Source organism: Flavobacterium silvisoli (assembly GCF_004329815.1).
Classification (GTDB): Bacteria; Bacteroidota; Bacteroidia; order Flavobacteriales; family Flavobacteriaceae; genus Flavobacterium; species Flavobacterium silvisoli.
Window position 1 is genome coordinate 1 of sequence record NZ_SJPE01000021.1, and the last position, 20668, is coordinate 20668.

The following is a 20668-nucleotide window of genomic DNA, read 5'->3' on the forward strand; positions in this document are numbered from 1 at the left end:
CAAATTTCTCTGGGCTATTCCCCTGTAAAAGGTAGGTTGCATACGCGTTACGCACCCGTGCGCCGGTCTCAAAGTTACAAGTAACTTCTACCCCTCGACTTGCATGTGTTAGGCCTGCCGCTAGCGTTCATCCTGAGCCAGGATCAAACTCTTCATCGTATATTTTTTACTGCACTAAAGCAGCTTTTTTTATAGACAAAGGCTAGGCTTGTTCAAATCTTTCGATTCTCTTACTCTCTTTTTTATTTGTCTTAAAATCTCTTCTAAGACGGCTGTCAATTCAATATGTCTATGAACGTCTATTCTTTACTTATTCGCCTCTCTTTCGGTTAGCGGGTGCAAAAGTAAGCATCTTTTTTTAACCTGCAAGTAAAAATGAAAATAATTTTTAAATTTATTTTTTTCTACTCTTTTACCAGGTTTTTCTAAGAACTTATTCCCTCTTGCGGGGTGCAAATATAGAAATCTTTTTTCTCCCAATCCAAATCTTTTATGCCATTTTTTAGCCTTTTTTTTTAATTATCTGATTCATCGGTTTTTGTAGCTGAATTTTATTGGTATTTATTGAATAAACGAAACGAAACCACTTTGTGGAACGATTTCAATTCTATTACTTTTTGCCTGCAATTGTGGTGCAACAGCCGTTTTATCGGGAAAAATCTGTTTTGCGTAACTTTTAAGAATGTTGGTTTGGTGGCTTTCGACAAAGTTTCGGGGAAAATTCTTTTACTATATATATAGTACTGAGCAGAACCAATCGTCCTGATAGCCCCGATGGGAGTGGCATCCTTTTTTCTTGATCAAGAAAAAAGATATAACGGACAGCGGGAGGATTGCTCCATAATAAAGGTAGCGGTACCGCTCCTGATTTTGAATTTAAAATTTAAACTGTATTTTTAACCTTTATATTTATACTATTATATATGTCTAAACTTGCGCATGTAGGCACGAGTATATTTACGGTGATGTCGCAACTGGCAAACGAATACGGAGCCATCAACCTGTCACAAGGTTTTCCTAATTTTACAGTAGATGAACGATTGACTGAAATTTTGTCTAAACAGGCAAAAGAAAACGTACACCAGTATGCGCCTATGGCTGGGTTTAGTCCGTTGCTGGAGAAAATAGCAATACTGACCCGACAATCGTATAACCGGATTGTAGACCCTAAAGCAGAAGTATTGGTTACGGCCGGCGCAACAGAAGGTATTTTTGCCGCGGTTCAGGCATTGGTAGCAGCGGGGAAAGAAGTGGTGATTTTGGATCCGAGTTATGATTGTTACGAAACCCCCATCCTATTGTGTAACGCCAAGCCGGTTCACGTTTCGTTGCATGATGACTTCACGCCAAATTGGGAGGCGATAAATGCCGCGGTAAACCACAACACCCGAATGCTGATTATTAACAATCCTCACAATCCTACCGGCAAAACATGGACTGCTGCAGATTTTGACCGACTGGAAGCATTGGCTGAGGCGAATCCGCACCTTATTATATTGAGTGATGAAGTGTATGAATACATCACGTTTGAAAAGGCACACCTTTCAATTCATCAACGTCCGAAATTTTGGGAGCGCAGCATCAGTGTTTCCTCTTTTGGAAAATCGTTTCACATTACAGGCTGGAAAATTGGTTATGTTATCGCACCGGAACCATTGATGCGGGAAATCAAAAAAGTGCATCAGTTTTTGGTATTTAGTGTAAACAGTGTTGCGCAGGCGACCCTTTCGGAGTATTTGGATGTGGTGGACCTCAGTGCGCTTGGAAAATTTTATCAGCAAAAAAGAGATTTTTTCAGAGCCTTGATGAAGAATTGTCCTTTGGAGTTATTACCTTGTGAAGGCACCTATTTCCAAGTGGCTTCTTATGCCGGAATTTCAGAAGAAAGCGATTTGGATTTCAGCAAAAGACTGCTTATAGATTATGGAGTAGCCACTATACCGATTTCTGCTTTCTATCCGGACGGGAAAGATTTGAAGCTGATACGATTTTGTTTTGCCAAGGATGACTCCACATTAATTGAAGCCACTAAAAGACTCGAAAAACTACGGTAACAACAGATTGTTTACGTGTTGTCAACCTGATTTTATCAACCACCACTCTAAAAATAAAGTACTTTTGACACATGAATGCATTCCGAACCATTTTAGTACTACTGCTTTTAACTGTGGGTAAAATCAATGCCCAGTCTTCTGACAACAAACTGATTCAGAAAGGCTGGAACGAACTCATCAAAGACAACGAGAACAAAGCCTATCAATATTTTTGGGAAGCCAATGAAAAAGCCCGAAAAGAGAAAAACAGCAAAGACATTGCGGAATCGTACTTTTATTTAGGAATATGTTCTTATGGTTCCAGTTTGGAAAAAGGACTGCAGTTTGCCACCAAATCGCTAAACGAATACCACAATTTGGAAAAGACCGATAAGGAAAAAGCCACCATTGGCAGGTATAAATGTCTTCAACTCATCAGTACTATTTACAGCAGACAAAAAAAATACGATGATGCGCTGCGACTGAGTAAAGAAGTTATTGTTGAATTGGAAAACAAGGATGACTCCTCGGGTACTTTGGGACTTGCCTATAACAGCCTGGGCAGCATTTATGAATTACAAAACAAAGATGAAGAAGCGCAAAAGTACTACAGACTGGCTTTAACTGAATTTGAAAAAGCCAAAAACATTGCCTACTTACCCACTTCATACTGCAAATTAGGAGAGCTTTTTAAGAAGAAAAAACAAAAAGCAATCAGCTTTACCTATTTCAAAAAGGCTTTGGACTTGGCTGAAAAAACCGAAAACAAACAGGCACAAATCATGGCTCTGATTGCCTTGGGAAAATGGCATTTGGACTTTGAACAAAACTTTACCCTAGCCGAGAATTACTGCAATAATGCGCGAATCATAGCTATCGGACTGAGTGACAAGCTATTTGAAATCAAAAGCATTGAAACGTTGATTGACATCAAAAAAAATCAAAATAATTTTAAAGAAGTAAGCCAGTTACAAAGCGAAATCATCATGCTGAAGGACAGTTTTTATTCGGCCGAAAAACAACAAATTGAAAAAAGTCTGGAAGTACAGTTTGAAGTGTCTGAAAAAAACCGAAAACTAAAACTTATTTCAGCCGAAAAGGAAGTCACAAAACTGACCAACTATTTATTGATAAGCGTTTTAGCTATTTTAATTACGGTCTTCTCCTTCTTGTTTTTCTTTTTGAAAAGAATCAACAAACGAGACAAACAACTGCTTGCTGCCAAAGAAGAGTTGGTCGTATTAATGGAAGAACAAAAACTATTAAAAGAGCAACAGTTTCAAAACGACTTGGAACACAAGGAAAGTCAGTTGAGTGCCATTACCATACAAATGTTAGAAAAAAATGAATTGCTGGATGAAATAAAAACCATTCTCAATAAAAAGGAACCTAATGCAGAAACCGAACTCAAAAAACTAGTCAGCAAATACACCATTCAGGACAACAATTGGAAGGATTTTGACAATTATTTTGAAAGCGTCAACAAGAATTTCTACACGAGGTTAAAACAAAAATACCCAGACATCAGCAATAATGATTTGAAAATTTGCGCACTCATCAAGCTGAATTTATCAATCAAAGAAATGGCCTCTATCTTAAACATTTCTCCCGACAGTGTCAAGACAGCCCGTCATCGATTGCGTAAAAAATTACAATTGAACACCGAAGAAAACCTGACAGACTTTATTCTTTCAGTTTAAAACAAAACACTGAAATACAAGAAAATAACAAACATGTACACCTCATGTTTACCTGAAAAACAAACCAAATTTGAAACTTGTTCTTACTTTTGGTTTCAGAAATAAAACTAAAACACGTTTCAAAAATCAATCAAAAAAAAATTGCTATGAAAAAAAATTATCTTTTATGTACAACGCTGGCTCTCATGATAAGCAGCGTGAGTTTTTCACAAGTTGTCAATGGCAACTTTGAAGATATTAAATCCAATTTTCTTCCTGCTAACTGGGGAATGAATTTTGTGCAACAAGTTGGTTTTGATCCGGAAACCGGAGAAAGCTTGGGTGATGATATTCAGTATACTTGGTGTATCCCGTCAATGGTTTATGCTTCATTTGAACCTCAAAGCGGTAATTACGCTATGGAAATTTCAAATGCTTTCAATCTCACTCAAAATGTTGTCATTCCGGGAACGGCCACCATATTCAGCGATCCTGAACAAGACAGTCCGGGCTGGAACCCCGGCATCCCGGTTGAAGCAACCGACAACATTTCGATGATTGGGTTTTATTACAAATTTTTACCGGCCGGCGACGATGAAGCACAAGCCAGAATTTCGGTTTCAGACAGCAACGGCAATGAAATAGGACATGCAACCATCAATATAACGGAGGCCACCAATGACTTTCAATATGTATACCAGCCTATCAGTTACACTTCATCGGCAACTCCGGCTTCAATAATTATTTCATTTACAATGGCCCGAGAAGGCTCCACTCCTACTTTCGGAAGCCGATTAATTGTTGACAATGTGGTAACCAATTTTGATGCTTTACAGGTAGATGACAACGAATTCGATTCTAAAATAGCCGTTTATCCTACTTTGACTGAAAACGAATTGAATGTTGACACCAAGGGATTGACCCAAGGAGAAGTGAATTATAAAGTAATGAATATTGAGGGAAAAGTGGTGAAACAAAATACTGTTTCGGAAGACTCAGGTTACATTTACTCTATGGATGTCAGCCAATTAAGTTCAGGCATTTATTTTCTGAAAATAAACAGCTCATTGGGGCAAATCACTAAAAAATTCATCAAAAAATAGAACATTCAGTTGGTTTAGAATCAATTAATTGTGGAAACCGGATTATGGCCTTGCTGTAGTCCGGTTTATTTTTTTGGGTGCATTTAGTTTCATATATTTACACTCAAGACCTTTGTTCAAACAGAACGAAGTTAAAACACAAAGACTATGAATTTTTCAGCAAAAATGCTACGCGACAATGCGCTGGCCGATAAAGTAATTGTAGTAACCGGTGGAGGAAGCGGCTTAGGCAAAGCCATGACCAAGTATTTTATGGAATTGGGCGCAAAAGTAGCCATCACTTCACGCGATTTGGAAAAGCTAAAAACCACCGCATCCGAATTGGAACAAGAAACCGGCGGAAAATGTTTACCCCTGCCATGTGATGTCCGACATTATGAACAAGTAGAAACCATGCTTTCCGAAGTTTTAAAAACCTACGGAAAAGTTGATGTCCTTCTTAACAATGCAGCCGGAAATTTTATATCTCCCACCGAAAGGCTATCCGCCAATGCTTTTGACACCATAATTGATATTGTACTGAAAGGTTCCAAAAACTGTACACTGGCTTTCGGAAAACACTGGATAGCCCAAAAACAGACCAATTGTAATGTCCTGAATATTGTGACGACTTATGCCTGGACGGGCTCCGGTTACGTTGTCCCAAGCGCCACTGCCAAAGCAGGAGTTTTAGCCATGACCCGAAGCTTAGCTGTGGAATGGGCCAAATATGGAATCAGGATGAATGCCATTGCTCCCGGACCTTTTCCTACCAAAGGGGCATGGGACAGGCTTTTACCGGGTGACTTGGCTGAAAAGTTTGACATGTCCAAAAAAGTACCGCTCAGACGCGTGGGCGACCATCAGGAGTTGGCTAATCTTGCGGCCTATCTGGTTTCTGATTTTTCTGCCTACATCAATGGAGAAGTAATTACAATTGATGGTGGCGAATGGCTTCAGGGTGCCGGACAATTCAATATACTGGAAAAAATTCCACAGGAAATGTGGGATATGCTCGAAGCCATGATAAAAAATAAAGGCAATAAATAGGCTCAATTTAAACCATCACAAACAGGTTTCATTTGGCTAAATTATTAACTGAGAGCCATCACTGCAGCTCAAAACTCGACATGGAAAACTTTACCAGAATGTTAACAAAAATCGCTTGACATACCCATAATTAATTGTATTTTTACCGCTCAAAATCTACGAAAAACAAATGGGTAAAATCATTGCTATTGCTAATCAAAAAGGCGGTGTTGGTAAGACTACCACTTCGGTAAATCTTGCAGCATCACTGGGTGTTTTAGAAAAAAAAGTACTTTTAATTGATGCTGATCCTCAAGCCAACGCCAGTTCAGGTTTGGGTCTGGATGTAGAAAGCATCGAAATAGGAACCTATCAGGTTTTAGAGCACAGCAACACTCCGGCTGAAGCCACTATAGCTTCTTCTTCCCCAAATGTATGGGTAGTACCGGCGCACATCGACTTGGTGGCTATCGAAATAGAATTGGTAGATAAAGAAAACCGCGAGTACATGCTCAAGCAAGCTTTGGAAAGTGTCAAAGACGAGTACGATTATATTTTGATTGACTGTGCTCCGTCATTAGGCTTACTGACATTGAATGCCTTAACAGCCGCTGACAGTGTGGTAATTCCGATTCAGTGCGAATACTTTGCTTTGGAAGGATTGGGGAAATTACTCAACACCATCAAAAGCGTACAAAAAATACACAATCCTAACCTCGATATCGAAGGATTATTATTAACGATGTATGATTCGCGTTTGCGTTTGTCAAACCAAGTGGTAGAAGAAGTGCAGAAGCATTTTAACGATATGGTGTTCAAAACCATCATACAACGCAATGTAAAATTGAGTGAAGCGCCAAGTTTTGGAGAAAGTATCATTAACTTTGACGCCACCAGCAGAGGAGCCACGAACTATTTGAGTCTGGCACAGGAAATTATCAAAAAAAACAGTTAATACCCTATGGCAAAAGCTATAAAGAAACAAGCATTAGGAAGAGGATTATCGGCTTTGCTGAAGGATCCGGAAAACGATATTAAATCCGTAGACGACAAAAATGCCGACAAGGTTGTTGGTAACATCATTGAATTGGATATTGAATCGATAGAAATCAATCCGTTTCAGCCTCGTACCAATTTTAATGAAGAACAATTACAGGAATTGGCTTCTTCCATCAAAGAATTAGGACTTATACAACCGATTACCGTTCGTAAATTAGATTTTAATAAATACCAGTTAATTTCTGGAGAACGCCGTTTGCGTGCTTCCAAACTGGTAGGTCTGACCACCGTACCAGCTTACATTCGTATTGCTAACGACAATGAGTCTCTGGTAATGGCTTTGGTCGAAAACATTCAGCGTCATGACTTAGACCCAATTGAGATTGCGCTTTCCTACCAACGTTTGATTGATGAAATCCAATTGACACAAGAACAAATGAGTGAGCGCGTAGGTAAAAAGCGTTCTACTATTGCCAACTATTTGCGCTTGTTAAAGCTGGATCCGATTATTCAAACCGGAATCCGAGACGGATTCATCAGCATGGGACACGGTCGTGCTATCATCAACATTGAAGATTTAGACGTTCAAACCGATATTTATCAAAAAATCGTAAGCCAAAACCTTTCGGTGCGAGAAACAGAAGCATTAGTCAAGAACTATCAGGAAGGCTTGAAACCTGCGGCACCAAAAGCCAAAAAAGGAGCTACATTTACCGTAGCCGAAGAGCAAAAGAAAGCTTTTGCAACGTTTTTCGGTTCTAAAATAGACGTGAAAGTAGCCGGTAACGGCAAAGGAAAAATTACTATTCCGTTTCATTCCGAAGAAGATTTCAACCGTATTATCAAATTAATAAAGGGTTAGTGCGTCGTGTAATTTACATAACAGTTCTGTTTTTTCTTGTTGGAAATTACTCTGCCTTTTCTCAGGAAATTGCTGATGCTATTATTGCCAAAGACACCATAAAGAGAGAAGAAATTAATCCGTTAGCGCCCTCAAAAGCAGCTTTTTATTCAGCCGTTTTACCTGGATTAGGACAGGCTTACAATAAAAAATACTGGAAAATACCCATAGTTTACGGGGCTATCGGAACCAGTTTGTATTTTTACATTTCCAACAACAAAAAATACCACAAATACCGAGACGCTTACAAACAACGTTTGGCGGGAGAAAAAGACGAGTTCGGATACCTTGATGACAACCGATTGATACAAGCGCAACGTTTTTACCAACGAAACCGGGATTTATCACTCTTGGTTACGGTTGGTTTTTACATATTGAACATAGTCGATGCTAATGTTGATGCACATTTGTTGCAATTCAATGTTAGTGATAAACTTTCTTTTCAGCCGGATATTTACCAAAACGATATCAATTACAAAACCAATGTGGGCCTAACTTTAAACTACAAATTCTAAATGAAAATAGCACTGCTGGGATATGGCAAAATGGGAAAAGTAATCGAAAGGATTGCTTTGGAAAGAGGACACGAAATTGTACTGAAAAAAAGCAGTTCTGATACTTTTGACGGATTGGAAAAGGCCGATGTAGCTATAGATTTCAGCATACCAACAGCTGCGGTAATCAATATTTCAGCCTGTTTAAACCAAGGTGTCCCTGTTGTTTCGGGAACTACCGGTTGGTTGGAAAACTACGACGAGATGACAGCGTTGTGTCAGGAAAAAAAAGGAGCATTTCTGTATGGATCTAACTTCAGTTTAGGTGTAAATCTGTTTTTTGAACTGAATGATTTTTTGGCCAAAATGATGGCTAAGTTCAGTGCGGTTTACAAAGTTTCCATGGAAGAAATTCACCACACCCAAAAGCTCGATTCACCTAGTGGAACCGCTATCTCACTGGCAAAAGGCATTATTGCTCATTCAGAATACCAATCTTGGACAGAAGGAAAAGCAGCCGACAACCAAATTCACATCGAAGCCAAACGCATCGAAAACGTACCCGGCACACACAGTGTACAATACAGCTCTGATGTTGACTTCATCGAAATCAAACACGTGGCACACAACCGCGAAGGATTTGCCATGGGTGCTGTAGTAGCTGCCGAATGGATTATTGGCAAAAAAGGAGTGTTTTCGATGAAAGATGTCTTAGATTTGAAGTAACAAATTCAATCAGAGCCATACCAATTACAAAAAATAATAAACAAATACATTCAGAAAATGACACTATTTCACTGGTTTATATTTTTCCTAGCCGTTCAGATTATTCATGGCTTGGGTACATGGAAATTATACGAAAAAGCAGGAAGAAAAAGATGGGAAGCCTTTGTTCCGATATACAATGCCATCACTTTGATGAAAATCATCAATCGCCCAACCTGGTGGACGGTTTTGTTATTTATTCCAATCATCAACCTGATTATGTTTCCGGTGGTTTGGGTAGAAACTTTACGTAGCTTCGGGAGAAATTCGACAGCTGATACCTGGTTAGGTATTTTCACCTTTGGTTTGTATATTTATTACATCAACTATACTCAGGATGTTCAGCACATCTCCGACCGAAGTTTGATTGCCACCACTAAAACAGGTGACACCGTCAGCTCGCTTCTCTTTGCAGTTGTCGTGGCTACTTTGGTACATACCTATGTAATGCAACCTTATACGATTCCTACTTCATCTTTGGAAAAATCTTTATTGATAGGCGACTTTTTGTTTGTGAGCAAATTTCATTATGGTGCCCGCACCCCAATGACTACTGTTGCAGCTCCTATGGTACACGATACATTGCCAATCATAAAAACAAAGTCTTATTTAAGTTGGCCGCAATTGCCTTATTTCCGTTTTCCTGGATTTCAAAAAATTGAAAAAAATGATATAGTAGTTTTCAACTGGCCGGCAGATACCGTCTACAAATTTTTTGATACTTCGGGAAGAAGTGTCGTTAAACCTATAGATAAAAAGTCAAACTACGTAAAACGATGTCAGGGTACGCCTGGTGATTCGTTACAAATTAAGGATGGTACGGTTTACATCAATGGTAAGGAGTTAATTTTACCGGAAAGAGCCAAAACACAGTATTCATACTTCGTTACATACGACATGAATACACCTATGGATTTTGAATATCTGCTGAAACAAGTGGGTTCTACAGATGGAGCCGGTTTTAAAAATGAAACCCGAGACACTCTTTATCTAAGAGCGCTTACAGAAGATGGCGCAAAAACACTGCGAAAAGTACCCGGAATCAAATCGGTTGTAAAGATTGTAAATAAAGAAGGAGAGCCTAATATTTTTACTCACAATCCGAAATGGAACTCGGATAACTTCGGGCCTATTTATATTCCTGAAGCCGGAAAAACAGTAGCATTGAATCTTCAAACGCTTCCGTTTTACAAAAGAATTATTTCAGTTTACGAAGGAAATACTTTGAAAGTCGTAGGTAATGACATTTATGTAAATGGCAAAAAAGCAACTTCATACACGTTCAAACAAAACTACTATTGGATGATGGGAGACAACCGTCATAACTCAGAAGACAGCCGTTACTGGGGTTATGTACCCGAAGACCATATTGTTGGAAAACCGGTGTTCATTTGGATGAGTTGGGATAGTAATGGTGCCGGATTGGGAAGCAAAATTAGATGGGAACGCTTATTCACTACGGTTAGTGGAGACGGGCAACCACAATCATATTTCAAATATTTTCTTGGATTATTGATTTTATATTTTATCGGAGATTATTTCTGGAAAAAGAAAAAAGCAGATAAAAATTAAGTCTGAAAAATCCTTTTGAACCTCTAAAAGTCATATTGTCCTAACAGGCTTTATGGCTTTTTACATTAAACAAACTATTGAATTATGAGCAACAATATCATCATCCATCCCAGCTATTTCCCTTCGATTAGCCATTTTGTGGCCATGAGCAAAGCTGATGTGGTAACTTTTGAAATGGAAGATAATTTTCAAAAACAAACCAATCGAAACCGGATGTATATTTACAGTCCGAATGGCGTTCAATTGCTCAACATACCCATCAAACATACCAAAATAGCGCACCAAAAAATTAAAGATGTCAAAATTGAAACAGCTTTTGATTGGCAAAAACAACATTTTAAATCGTTGGATGCGGCTTACAGGTCCTCACCTTTCTTTGAGTATTTTGAAGATGATATTCGCCCTATTTTTGAAAAAAAGCACACCTTTCTGATGGATTTGAATTTAGAAACCATGTCAGTGGTGTCAAGATGTTTGGGCTTTGAGTTTGACTACGATGAAACAACGGAATATTTTCACGAAGTGACAGACAAATCAGACTACCGAGGTTTGATTAATGGCAAAAAAGACACTTCAAGCTTTGAACCCTATACTCAGGTCTTTGGCGAAAAATATGGTTATATAAATAATTTAAGCATACTGGACCTGCTGTTTAATGAAGGCCGTCAGGCATTGGATTATTTAAAAAAACAACAACTGTAGGTTTGTTTACTATCCATTAAAAATTTTATTTCTTCTAATCGCCCTGCCTTGTCTGAGTTGCCAAGCATGATAGGCAGAAGGAACATCGTTTGTCCAGTTTTTAATCATCAGGATAATAACCATAATTTCCAAACGGGTTGCTAATCCGATCCAAAAACAAAAAGCAAATAAAACATCCGATTGGCATTGCCAAATTATTTCCAACAAAGTGGCAAAAAGAAATAGGGTCCATATTTTGGCACCTATAGAATGTGTTGCAATTTCCTTTCTGAATTTCAAAAAACACAAGAGATAAGCCATCACTTCAAACCCGAAAAGTATACTCAATTGTAACCGATTATTTTCGAAAAAAGCGGGACATTGTATAAAAGTAGCTATAGCAAACGCAATAAAGAACACTTGATCTACAGTAGAATCCAATCGCCTTAATTTGGGAGTAGAGACATTCAATTGCCGGGCAATTATGCCGTCAAAGACATCGCTTAAAAGTCCAACCGAAAAAAGAACGGTTGCTATTATCCGGTAGTTATCTACTTCGCAGTAACTTAAAAAAAGTAACAAGAAACCAATAAGCAGCCGCAGATAAATCAATGCCAAGGGCAGTCTGTTGATGCTATTTCGAATAAACTTATTCAATAAACGAAAGACGTGTCATGATTGGAAAATGATCTGAATTTTCGAATTGTGAAAAACTGCTGAAGCTTTTTACTTTCATCTTCTTATCGGCAAAAATATAATCGATACGGGCCGGATAGTATTTGAAGCGATACGTTTGACCAAATCCTTTACCGGCTTCCTCAAAACAATCGTGCATGTTGCCTTTGATGTTTCGATAGATGTATGAAAACGGACTGTTATTCATGTCGCCGCAAATGATGAGCGGATAATGACATTCTTTCTTGTGGTTGACTAAAATCTCGGCTTGTTGTTCCTGTTTCTTGAAAGCATCGCGAATGCGGGTGAAAACCTGTTGTGATTTACTCTGATTGATGGCCTCAACATGCTCCTCAATTTCATTAACATCAGGAGAAATTTTGATTGACTGTAAATGAATGTTGTACACTCTGATGGTATCTTTTCCTTTTTTAATATCGGCAAAAATAATGTTGTTGCCGGCTTCCGGAATTTTAAAATCACCCTGATTGAAAATAGGGAATTTTGAAAAAATGGCCTGACCGGTTTTGATGTGATTGCCTTCCATAAAAATGGCTTTGTACTTATACACGCGCAAATCTACTTTAGCATTTTCTGAATATTCCTGTATGCACAAAATATCCGGATTTTGCTCGTTAATGAACGTCAATATGGTCTCGCCTACATTTCTGCCTTTTATCCAATCAAAAAGATTAAACAGACGAACGTTATAGCTCATCACGGTAAAATCTTTTTCTTCTTTTTCGATATCATTGGAGGAAAACTTGTAGAACTTATTGATGAACGTAATCCCGAGCAATAAAATCAACCCCGAGAGCATGACTTGTCTTTTTAATTGCAACAACCAATAAATGAAAAACAAACCGTTAAGAATTAAAAACAACGGCAAAATAAGAGTCAAAACTGAGAGCAACGGAAACATTTTCGGGGCTAAAAAAGGCAGAATATAAGCCACAAACGTCAATACCGTTACAACGATATTACACGCAAAAACAACTTTATTGAACCACGAGAGTTTCTTCATTTGTATTTTTTATTTGCCGGCTTTGAACAAAAATTCTTTTTCTTCGCTGGTCAGACTGTCATAACCCGATTGACTTATTTTATCCAAAATCTCGTCAAGTTGCTGCTGCGTTTTATCTTTGGTAACAATTTTACTTTCTCTTTTTACGGCAGGTCTTTTAGGATTAACATGAACTTTTTTAAACGGAGTAGACTGCTTTTTGGTAAACAAAGAAGCAAAGAAATCTAAAACTGAATTTACAATCCTACTCAAATCGGTTCCGTTTTGCAGCAACCTGATGTAAATATAACCAAAAAGAGCTCCGCTCAAATGAGCAATATGTCCTCCGGTATTATCTAATTGTATTTGCAGTAAATCCAACAAAAGAAGAACTGCTGTGATATGCCAAAGTTTTACGTTTCCGAGCAAAAGCAATCGTACATTCATCAGGGGCTGATAGGTTGTTGCTCCGACTAAAAGTGCCATGATGGCTCCTGAAGCACCTACCATTACCGAAACTTTATTCAAAAAATAAAAACTCACTACAAAGCACAAACCCGAGAAAACAGCGCTAAGAAAGTATAATCCCAAATATTGCTTTTGCGTAAAGAATGTCAGGAATAAACGGCTGGCAAAATTCAGCACCATCATATTAAAGAATAAATGCCAAAAACCACCGTGCAGAAAAGCATAAGTCAGTAACGTCCAGGGATAATGCAAAACAACTGTTGGTTCTGAAACAAGCTGCAGCCAATTTGGAAAAACAAACTGCCCGGTTTTAAACTGATAGAAAATTAATGACAACAGAAAGATGCCAACATTCCAATAAATCATCTTATTGGAAATGCCTCCTATTTTATACTGCCATTTTAAATCTTCTAGTATACTCATAATTTTATGGAAAATTGAAAAACTTGCTGTACAACTGATTCTAACTCCAACGGTTTTTGTTAAACTGATTGCGTTTCCAGTACCACATCATCAGAAAACCTGTTATCGCTCCACCCACATGGGCAAAGTGAGCAATTCCGGTTCCTCCGCTCCCGAAAAGCGAACTGCCTTGAAATCCTAAAAATAAATCCACCGCAATCAATCCCGGCACAAAATATTTGGCCTTGATTGGAATAGGAATGAACATAATCCCCAATTCGGCCATGGGAAACATAAAGGCAAAGGCCGTCAGCAATCCGTAAATAGCGCCCGAAGCACCAAGTGACGGTACATTAAATGAAAAATAAAATTGTTCCAAGGTTGATAACGGCACCATTTCTACAATCTTCTCGTTGTATTTCCCTTCTTTCAAAATGGTAGCAATAACATCATCAGGAATATGGGCATTTTGCAAGGCTTCCAAGGCGTGATGGTATTGCAGGTAATTGAAACCGGTGTGTAATAAAGCCGCACCTAATCCGCAGGAAATGTAAAAGAAAAGAAATTTTCTGGGACCCCAAAAATGTTCCAATGCTGAGCCGAACGAAACCAATGCAAACATATTGAACAAAATATGCATAAAATTGGGCATAGCGGCATGCATGAACATGCTGGTCAAAGGTTGCCAAATCCTGAAATTCGGGTGGCTCGGATAATACAGTGAAAACAATTGATAAGCCACATCGCCCACTATATTTGAGCCTATATAAAATATAATATTGATAATCAGTAACTGCTTAACAGTTTCGGTCATGCGCATCATAAGCTGAATTTTTTATCTAAATCTTCCACACTCATCGTAATGAAAGTTGGTTTTTGAAAAGGCGACACATTCGGTTCCTTGCAGGCAAAGAGGTTGTGCACCAAGTTTTCCTGTTCTCTTTCGGTCAAATACGTTCCGGTTTTTACGGCCAAACTGCGCGCCATCGATTTGGCGATGGTGTCATTCTGGCAAAAACTGCTGTCCGGAATGCCGTCTTGTAAATCACTCAATAACTCTTCCAAAACGATAGAAACCTCACTTTCGGTCACATTGACAGGTAAACCCGAAATAACAATACTGTCTTCAGTAATGGATTCAAAAAGAAAACCGGTGTTTTCTAACGAGTGTTGCAATTCTCTAATCAAATCTATCTCAACAGCCGAAAAATACAATTGTAGCGGGAAAAGCATTTGTTGGCTTGAGGCTTGGTGTACTGTCATATTGGTCAAAAATTCTTCGTACAAAATGCGCTCGTGAGCCCGTTTTTGATTAATAATCACCATCCCTGATTTGATAGGACTGACGATATATTTTTTATGAATTTGGTAAGTTCGCTTAACTTCCTGTTCTATTTCATTTTCTTCAAATAAAGAGGAAGATACCGCATCGTTTTCAAAAGTCATTTCTGTAACCTCCTGCCCTGCTTGTTTTAAACCCACATACAAACTTTCCCAACTGGGCTGAGTTTCCTTTCGATATCCTGATGGAGCAGCGAAAGCCTTAGCTGGTTTTTGCTTCGCCAGTTCCCTATCGTTCGAGTCATCGGCAAACGGATTGAATGTACTATCAAACTGAATGGTCGGATATTCAGCTTCCTTGTTTTGATATTGATATGGTGTATCCAGGTTAGGATCACGATCAAAATCGAGTACCGGAGCCACGTTAAACTGTCCTAAGCTGTGCTTGATGGCCGAACGCAAAATGGCATATAAAGCGTGTTCATCATCAAACTTGATTTCAGTTTTGGTAGGATGAATATTGATATCAATGGTATGCGGCGGTACTTCTAGGTATAAAAAATAACTCGGTTGGGCGCCGTCTTTCAGCAAACCTTCATAAGCAGCCATTACAGCATGATGCAAGTAACCGCTTTTAATGAAGCGATTATTAACAAAAAAGAATTGTTCACCTCTGCTTTTCTTGGCAAATTCGGGTTTCCCGATAAAGCCATGCAGGTTGACAATCTCGGTTTCTTCTTTTACCGGAACCAGTTTTTCATTGGTTTTACCGGCAAAAATATTGACTATGCGTTGTCTGAAATTTGATATAGGCAGGTTGAACATTTCACTACCGTTGTGGTACATCGTAAAATGAATATTCGGGTGTGCCATGGCCACACGCTGAAACTCGTCAACAATATGGCGTTGCTCCACCGTTTCCGATTTTAAGAAATTGCGTCGTGCCGGGATATTGAAAAATAAATTTTTTATGGCAAATGAAGTTCCTTTGGGTAAAACCGCCGGTTCCTGCGAAACAAATTTTGAGCCTTCAATAATGATATGAACTCCAAGCTCTTCCTGTTCCTGCTTGGTTTTCATCTCTACATGAGCAATAGCCGCTATGGATGCCAAGGCTTCGCCTCTAAACCCTTTGGTATGCAATGAAAACAAATCTTCGGCCTGACGGATTTTGGAAGTAGCATGTCGCTCAAAACACAAACGCGAGTCGGTAACGCTCATTCCTTTTCCGTTATCGATAACCTGAATCAGGGATTTACCGGCATCTTTGATGATTAATTTGATGTCGGTTGCGTTGGCATCAACGGCATTTTCCAACAATTCTTTTACAACCGAAGCCGGTCTTTGCACCACTTCACCGGCGGCTATCTGGTTGGCAACGTGGTCGGGAAGTAATTGAATTATGCTTGACATTTACTAGTATTCTGTGTTCAGTATTTTTTAATCTGTGGTAAAACCAGAGTAAGCAAATTTAAGCAAAAAGTAATCGGATTTACTGTTAATCATTGGCTAAAAATAAAAAACCTATTCACATAAGAATAGGCTTCAATTTATGCTGTAAACAGACGATTTACTACATAGTCTTTCTTCTCAACTCTGCCATTTTAATAGCAGCAATGGCGGCTTCAGTCCCTTTGTTACCGTGAACTCCTCCGCTTCGGTCAATCGATTGTTGTTCGTAGTTATCGGTCAACAGGCAGAAAATAACCGGCACATCGGTTTGCACGTTCAAATCTTTAATGCCTTGGGTTACGCCTTCGCATACAAATTCAAAATGCATGGTTTCGCCTTTGATGACACAACCAATGGTAATAACCACGTCTACTTCTTGAGTAACAATCATTCTTTGGGCTCCGTATACCAATTCAAAACTTCCGGGCACATTCCAGCGAATCAGGTTTTCGGGCAAAGCACCACAGTCTAACAAAGCCGCTTCGGCTCCGGCATAAAGCCCGTTCGTGATGTGATCGTTCCATTCTGAAACAACAATCCCAAACCGAAAGTCCTTCGCGTTTGGGATTGTATTTTTATCGTAATTGGATAAATTTTTATTTGCAGTAGCCATAAATAATTATGAATGTTAAATTATGAATTATGAATTAAAATCAATCGTAATTCCTAATTCGTAATTCGTAATCTTATTGAGCTAATCCTATCAAAGCATCCACACCTTGTGCTTCTGGAGAGGCTTCGTAGTTGTCTTTAATGTCTGTGAAATATTTAACAGCATCCGCTTTATTGCCCATTGCCAAAGCCGTTTTACCGGCCTTTAGTAAAAATCTTGGTCGGGTAAAATCATTTTTGCTGGCATCAGCCGCTTTGATGTACCACTCTAAAGCTTCTTTTTGTTTGTTTTGTTGAGCATAAGCATCACCGATAGCTCCTTTAGCCAAAGTACTTAACATGATATCATCCGAAGAAAATTTCTCCAAACTTGTAATGGCTTCAGCGTATTTTTTGGTGTTTAAGTAAGCAATACCGGCGTAGTAATTAGCTAAATTTCCGGCATCGGTTCCTGAATATTCTTCTGCAATTTTAGCTACACCAAATTTTCCTTCTGATCCTTTTAATACTAAATTATAAAGCGAATCTGCTTTAGCTCCGCCTTCAACGGCTTTTTGGAAGTTTTGTTGAGCAACGAATAGTTCATCAGCAGCTTCTTGTTGTTTAGGCTCTGCAATGAATTTTTGATACATCAAATAACCAACTGTAACCACCGCTACAGCGCCAAGGAAACCCAAAATATACTTTTGGTTTTTGGCAACAAAATCTTCTGCTTTTGATGCAGTTTGATCTAAGGTATCGAATGCTTTTGCTGTAGCACTGTTTTTTTCGTCTACATTAATTTGTTCAATATCATCAACAAATGTATTTACGCCTTTTTCTTCTTTTTCTTTTGGTGCTTTATATCCTCTTTTGTTAAAAGTTGCCATCTATTTTTAATTTAGTGTGGGCAAAAATAAAATTTTTATTGATAAATGAAAGCTATTTTTGTCGATATTTTTGAATAATTTGCACCTCTTTACTTAATGCATGAGGATTGTCTATAAAAAAACGAACATTTCTCCTCATAAATAAAGTGTTCAACCATTAATTTCAAACAAAACCAAATTGTTTTTAAAGCGAATTTCAGTACTCAATTACAAAAATTTTTCGGAAGCCACCTTCGAATTTGACTCCAAAATCAATTGCTTCGTGGGCAAAAACGGTATGGGTAAAACCAACATACTGGATGCGGTTTATCATTTGGCTAACGGAAAAAGTTACTTCAATCCGCTGGCACTGCAAAACATTAAACACGGCGAAGAGTTTTTTGTGGTTGACGGCGAATTCGAAAAAAACAACCGCTCCGAACAAATTCTGTGCAGCCTGAAAAAAGGCCAAAAGAAAATACTGAAGCGCAACGGAAAGCTCTATGAAAAATTTTCGGATCACATCGGGTTCATTCCGTTAGTAATCATTTCTCCAGCCGATCGGGATTTGATTGTGGAAGGCAGCGACACCCGAAGAAAATTTATCGACAGTGTTATTTCTCAGCTGAACAGCACCTATTTGCAGCATCTTATTCAGTATCAAAAAATAATCAGCCAACGCAATGCCTTGCTAAAATATTTTGCCTTAAACCATGTTTTTGAAAAGGAGACATTAAGTATTTACAACGAACAATTAAGCCAGTTAGGACAAGCCATTTTTGAAAAAAGAAAAGAATTTTTAAACGATTTTATTCCAATTTTCAACCGTTACCATCAGGAAATAACCAATTCGGCCGAAACGGTGCAATTGGTATACCAAAGTGATTTGTTTGAAAAAGATACATTGACGCTTTTAGAAGAAAACATTAATAAGGACAGGGCTTTACAATATACATCGGTAGGCGTTCACAAAGATGATTTGTCATTCGAAATTGACCACCACCCTATTAAAAAATTTGGATCGCAAGGGCAGCAAAAATCATTTCTGATTGCCTTGAAACTGGCACAATTTGATTTTGTTAAAAAGCAAAGCGGAGAAAAACCCATTTTACTGTTTGATGACATTTTTGACAAACTTGATGAGTTCAGAGTCAGCAAAATTATTGAAATGGTAAATCAGGAAGAGTTTGGACAGTTGTTCATTTCCGACACCCATCCGGAACGAACAGAAAACATCGTAAAAACTACGCATCAGAGTTATAAAATATTTACACTCAAATAAGCTGCAAATTTGTACTTTAGCGTCAAAATTTTAATTATGAAATCAAAAATATTCGCGTTCCTGTTTGTTGCCTTCTTATTCACAAGTTGCCAGGGACAACAGCCCAAAACTATACAAACGGTTGATGTAAAAACGTTTTCCGAAAAACTGAAAGGCAACGAAAAACCACAACTGGTAGACGTTAGAACGCCCGAAGAATACAACAGCGGACATATTGAAAAAGCAACCAACATTAACTGGTTTGATACCGATTTTGCTACCAGAGTTGCGAAATATGACAAAACAAAACCCATTTTCGTGTATTGCAAAGTTGGAGGCAGAAGTGCACAGGCAGCCGATAAATTGGCCGAATTGGGTTTTACCGAAATCTACAATTTAGACGGGGGGTACATGAAATGGAATACGGCTAACGAAAGTAAACCTAGCGGTAAAATTATCGGAATGTGCGATCAGGAATATGGCGAACTGATCAAATCGAGCAAACGTGTTATGGTTGATTTCAATGCCAAATGGTGTGCGCCTTGTCAAAAAATGAAACCTTATATCTTAAAATTCCAATCGGAACTGAAAGACCAAATAAAAATTGTACAGCTTGATGCCGATGAAAACAAAACGTTGGTAGATCAAATGAAATTAGAAGGACTTCCAACCATCATCATTTATGAAAACGGTAAAGAAGTTTGGCGAAATGTTGGCTTTATTTCAGAAGAAGATTTAAAAAAACAATTATAAGATGATTACCCGAGAAGCGCTTCAGTTTTTAGACGACTTGGTTGCAAACAATAATACCAATTGGATGCATGCCAACAAAAAAAGGTATGAAAATTATAAGAAAGATTACCACCTGTTTATCGCTTCACTGTTGGCGGAAATGAAACCATTGGATCAATCTTTAGAACCGTTGGAGGTTAAAAACTGCACCTTCCGAATTAATCGGGATATTCGTTTTTCTAAAGACAAATCGCCTTATAAAACCAATATGGGAGTTTGGTTGGCCCAAAACAAATTTCGCAAAAACAGTCCGGGATATTATGTGCATTTCGAAAAAGGCAATTCTTTTATAGCCGGTGGCGTATGGTGTCCGGAACCGGAAGAATTGAAAAAAATCCGCAAAGAAATTGCATTTTTCTACGAAGATTTGGATGCCATTGTCAACGATAAGAACTTTAAAAAAGAATTCCACGCCTTAACACGCGACGAAAATACTACACTGAAAAAAGCGCCTAAAGATTTTGAACCCAATCATCCCGCTATTGAGTTTTTAAAACTGAAAAGTTTTACCGCCTCTGAAAAAATTGACGACACTCTGTTTACCGACAAAAATTTCAGCAAAATAGTGGCTCAAAAATTAATTGCTCTAAAACCGCTGAACGACTTTTTAAACCGAGCGCTCGAAACCGAAGAGTAAAC

20 protein-coding genes and 1 rRNA gene are annotated in these 20668 nt (G+C 38.3%); 13 read left to right on the forward strand and 8 right to left on the reverse strand.

Annotated features, from left to right (window positions below; translation table 11 throughout):
• Nucleotides 1–159 (reverse strand): 16S ribosomal RNA (locus tag EZL74_RS12490); the annotation flags it as partial.
• A gap of 764 nt (nt 160–923) precedes the next feature.
• Between EZL74_RS12490 and EZL74_RS12495 the strand changes: the two genes are divergently transcribed.
• From EZL74_RS12495 to EZL74_RS12540, 10 genes are all read left to right on the forward strand, one after another.
• On the forward strand, nt 924–2054 hold the full coding sequence (locus EZL74_RS12495) for a methionine aminotransferase (protein ID WP_131477005.1): 1131 nt from the start codon (nt 924–926) through the stop codon (nt 2052–2054).
• Nucleotides 2055–2125: 71 nt separating this feature from the next.
• The gene (locus tag EZL74_RS12500) at nt 2126–3733 is read left to right on the forward strand and encodes a hypothetical protein (RefSeq protein ID WP_131477006.1); all 1608 of its coding nucleotides are present in this window, start codon (nt 2126–2128) and stop codon (nt 3731–3733) included.
• 146 nt (nt 3734–3879) lie between these two features.
• On the forward strand, nt 3880–4815 hold the full coding sequence (locus EZL74_RS12505; protein WP_131477007.1) for a T9SS type A sorting domain-containing protein: 936 nt from the start codon (nt 3880–3882) through the stop codon (nt 4813–4815).
• A gap of 147 nt (nt 4816–4962) precedes the next feature.
• The gene (locus tag EZL74_RS12510; protein ID WP_161971734.1) at nt 4963–5844 is read left to right on the forward strand and encodes an SDR family oxidoreductase; all 882 of its coding nucleotides are present in this window, start codon (nt 4963–4965) and stop codon (nt 5842–5844) included.
• Nucleotides 5845–6013: 169 nt separating this feature from the next.
• Nucleotides 6014–6778 (forward strand): ParA family protein, encoded by a 765-nt coding sequence (locus EZL74_RS12515; protein ID WP_131477008.1) that lies wholly within the window; start codon nt 6014–6016, stop codon nt 6776–6778.
• A gap of 6 nt (nt 6779–6784) precedes the next feature.
• The gene (locus EZL74_RS12520) at nt 6785–7684 is read left to right on the forward strand and encodes a ParB/RepB/Spo0J family partition protein (protein ID WP_131477009.1); all 900 of its coding nucleotides are present in this window, start codon (nt 6785–6787) and stop codon (nt 7682–7684) included.
• A complete protein-coding gene (locus EZL74_RS12525) occupies nt 7684–8238 on the forward strand; it encodes a DUF5683 domain-containing protein (RefSeq protein WP_240034601.1) in 555 nt (184 codons plus the stop codon). Before EZL74_RS12520 ends, EZL74_RS12525 begins: the two co-directional genes overlap by 1 nt.
• Nucleotides 8239–8943 (forward strand): 4-hydroxy-tetrahydrodipicolinate reductase, encoded by a 705-nt coding sequence (dapB, locus tag EZL74_RS12530; RefSeq protein WP_131477010.1) that lies wholly within the window; start codon nt 8239–8241, stop codon nt 8941–8943.
• Between the two features lie 57 nt (nt 8944–9000).
• Nucleotides 9001–10554: a signal peptidase I gene (gene lepB, locus EZL74_RS12535; protein ID WP_131477011.1), complete on the forward strand. Its 1554-nt coding sequence runs from the start codon at nt 9001–9003 to the stop codon at nt 10552–10554.
• Nucleotides 10555–10638: 84 nt separating this feature from the next.
• Nucleotides 10639–11256 carry a WbqC family protein gene (locus EZL74_RS12540; protein WP_131477012.1) on the forward strand — a complete coding sequence of 206 codons (618 nt, stop codon included), beginning with the start codon at nt 10639–10641 and terminating at the stop codon, nt 11254–11256.
• Nucleotides 11257–11265: 9 nt separating this feature from the next.
• On the opposite strand, the gene EZL74_RS12545 is transcribed toward EZL74_RS12540, so the two are convergent.
• The 7 genes from EZL74_RS12545 to EZL74_RS12575 all read right to left on the reverse strand — a co-directional run bounded on the left by EZL74_RS12545 (nt 11266) and on the right by EZL74_RS12575 (nt 17997).
• Nucleotides 11266–11892: a CDP-alcohol phosphatidyltransferase family protein gene (locus EZL74_RS12545; protein WP_317125838.1), complete on the reverse strand. Its 627-nt coding sequence runs from the start codon at nt 11890–11892 to the stop codon at nt 11266–11268.
• On the reverse strand, nt 11885–12934 hold the full coding sequence (locus EZL74_RS12550) for an endonuclease/exonuclease/phosphatase family protein (RefSeq protein ID WP_131477013.1): 1050 nt from the start codon (nt 12932–12934) through the stop codon (nt 11885–11887). Before EZL74_RS12550 ends, EZL74_RS12545 begins: the two co-directional genes overlap by 8 nt.
• Before the next feature lie 9 nt (nt 12935–12943).
• Nucleotides 12944–13804, reverse strand: a complete 861-nt coding sequence (locus tag EZL74_RS12555; RefSeq protein WP_131477014.1) for a rhomboid family protein — start codon at nt 13802–13804, stop codon at nt 12944–12946.
• 40 nt (nt 13805–13844) lie between these two features.
• Entirely contained in the window at nt 13845–14606 is a 762-nt protein-coding gene (locus EZL74_RS12560) for a rhomboid family intramembrane serine protease (protein WP_131477015.1), read from the reverse strand.
• Nucleotides 14603–16477 carry a DNA mismatch repair endonuclease MutL gene (mutL, locus tag EZL74_RS12565; protein WP_131477016.1) on the reverse strand — a complete coding sequence of 625 codons (1875 nt, stop codon included), beginning with the start codon at nt 16475–16477 and terminating at the stop codon, nt 14603–14605. Before mutL ends, EZL74_RS12560 begins: the two co-directional genes overlap by 4 nt.
• Before the next feature lie 160 nt (nt 16478–16637).
• On the reverse strand, nt 16638–17129 hold the full coding sequence (gene ribH, locus EZL74_RS12570; RefSeq protein WP_131477017.1) for a 6,7-dimethyl-8-ribityllumazine synthase: 492 nt from the start codon (nt 17127–17129) through the stop codon (nt 16638–16640).
• 73 nt (nt 17130–17202) lie between these two features.
• A complete protein-coding gene (locus EZL74_RS12575; protein WP_131477018.1) occupies nt 17203–17997 on the reverse strand; it encodes a tetratricopeptide repeat protein in 795 nt (264 codons plus the stop codon).
• Between the two features lie 178 nt (nt 17998–18175).
• Between EZL74_RS12575 and recF the strand changes: the two genes are divergently transcribed.
• From recF to EZL74_RS12590, 3 genes are read left to right on the forward strand one after another with little or no spacing between them, the layout of a single operon-like run.
• Nucleotides 18176–19258 carry a DNA replication/repair protein RecF gene (gene recF / locus EZL74_RS12580; protein WP_131477019.1) on the forward strand — a complete coding sequence of 361 codons (1083 nt, stop codon included), beginning with the start codon at nt 18176–18178 and terminating at the stop codon, nt 19256–19258.
• 36 nt (nt 19259–19294) lie between these two features.
• Entirely contained in the window at nt 19295–19990 is a 696-nt protein-coding gene (locus EZL74_RS12585; RefSeq protein ID WP_131477020.1) for a rhodanese-like domain-containing protein, read from the forward strand.
• A gap of 1 nt (nt 19991) precedes the next feature.
• Nucleotides 19992–20666 carry a DUF2461 domain-containing protein gene (locus EZL74_RS12590; protein WP_131477021.1) on the forward strand — a complete coding sequence of 225 codons (675 nt, stop codon included), beginning with the start codon at nt 19992–19994 and terminating at the stop codon, nt 20664–20666.
• Nucleotides 20667–20668 lie beyond the last annotated feature (2 nt).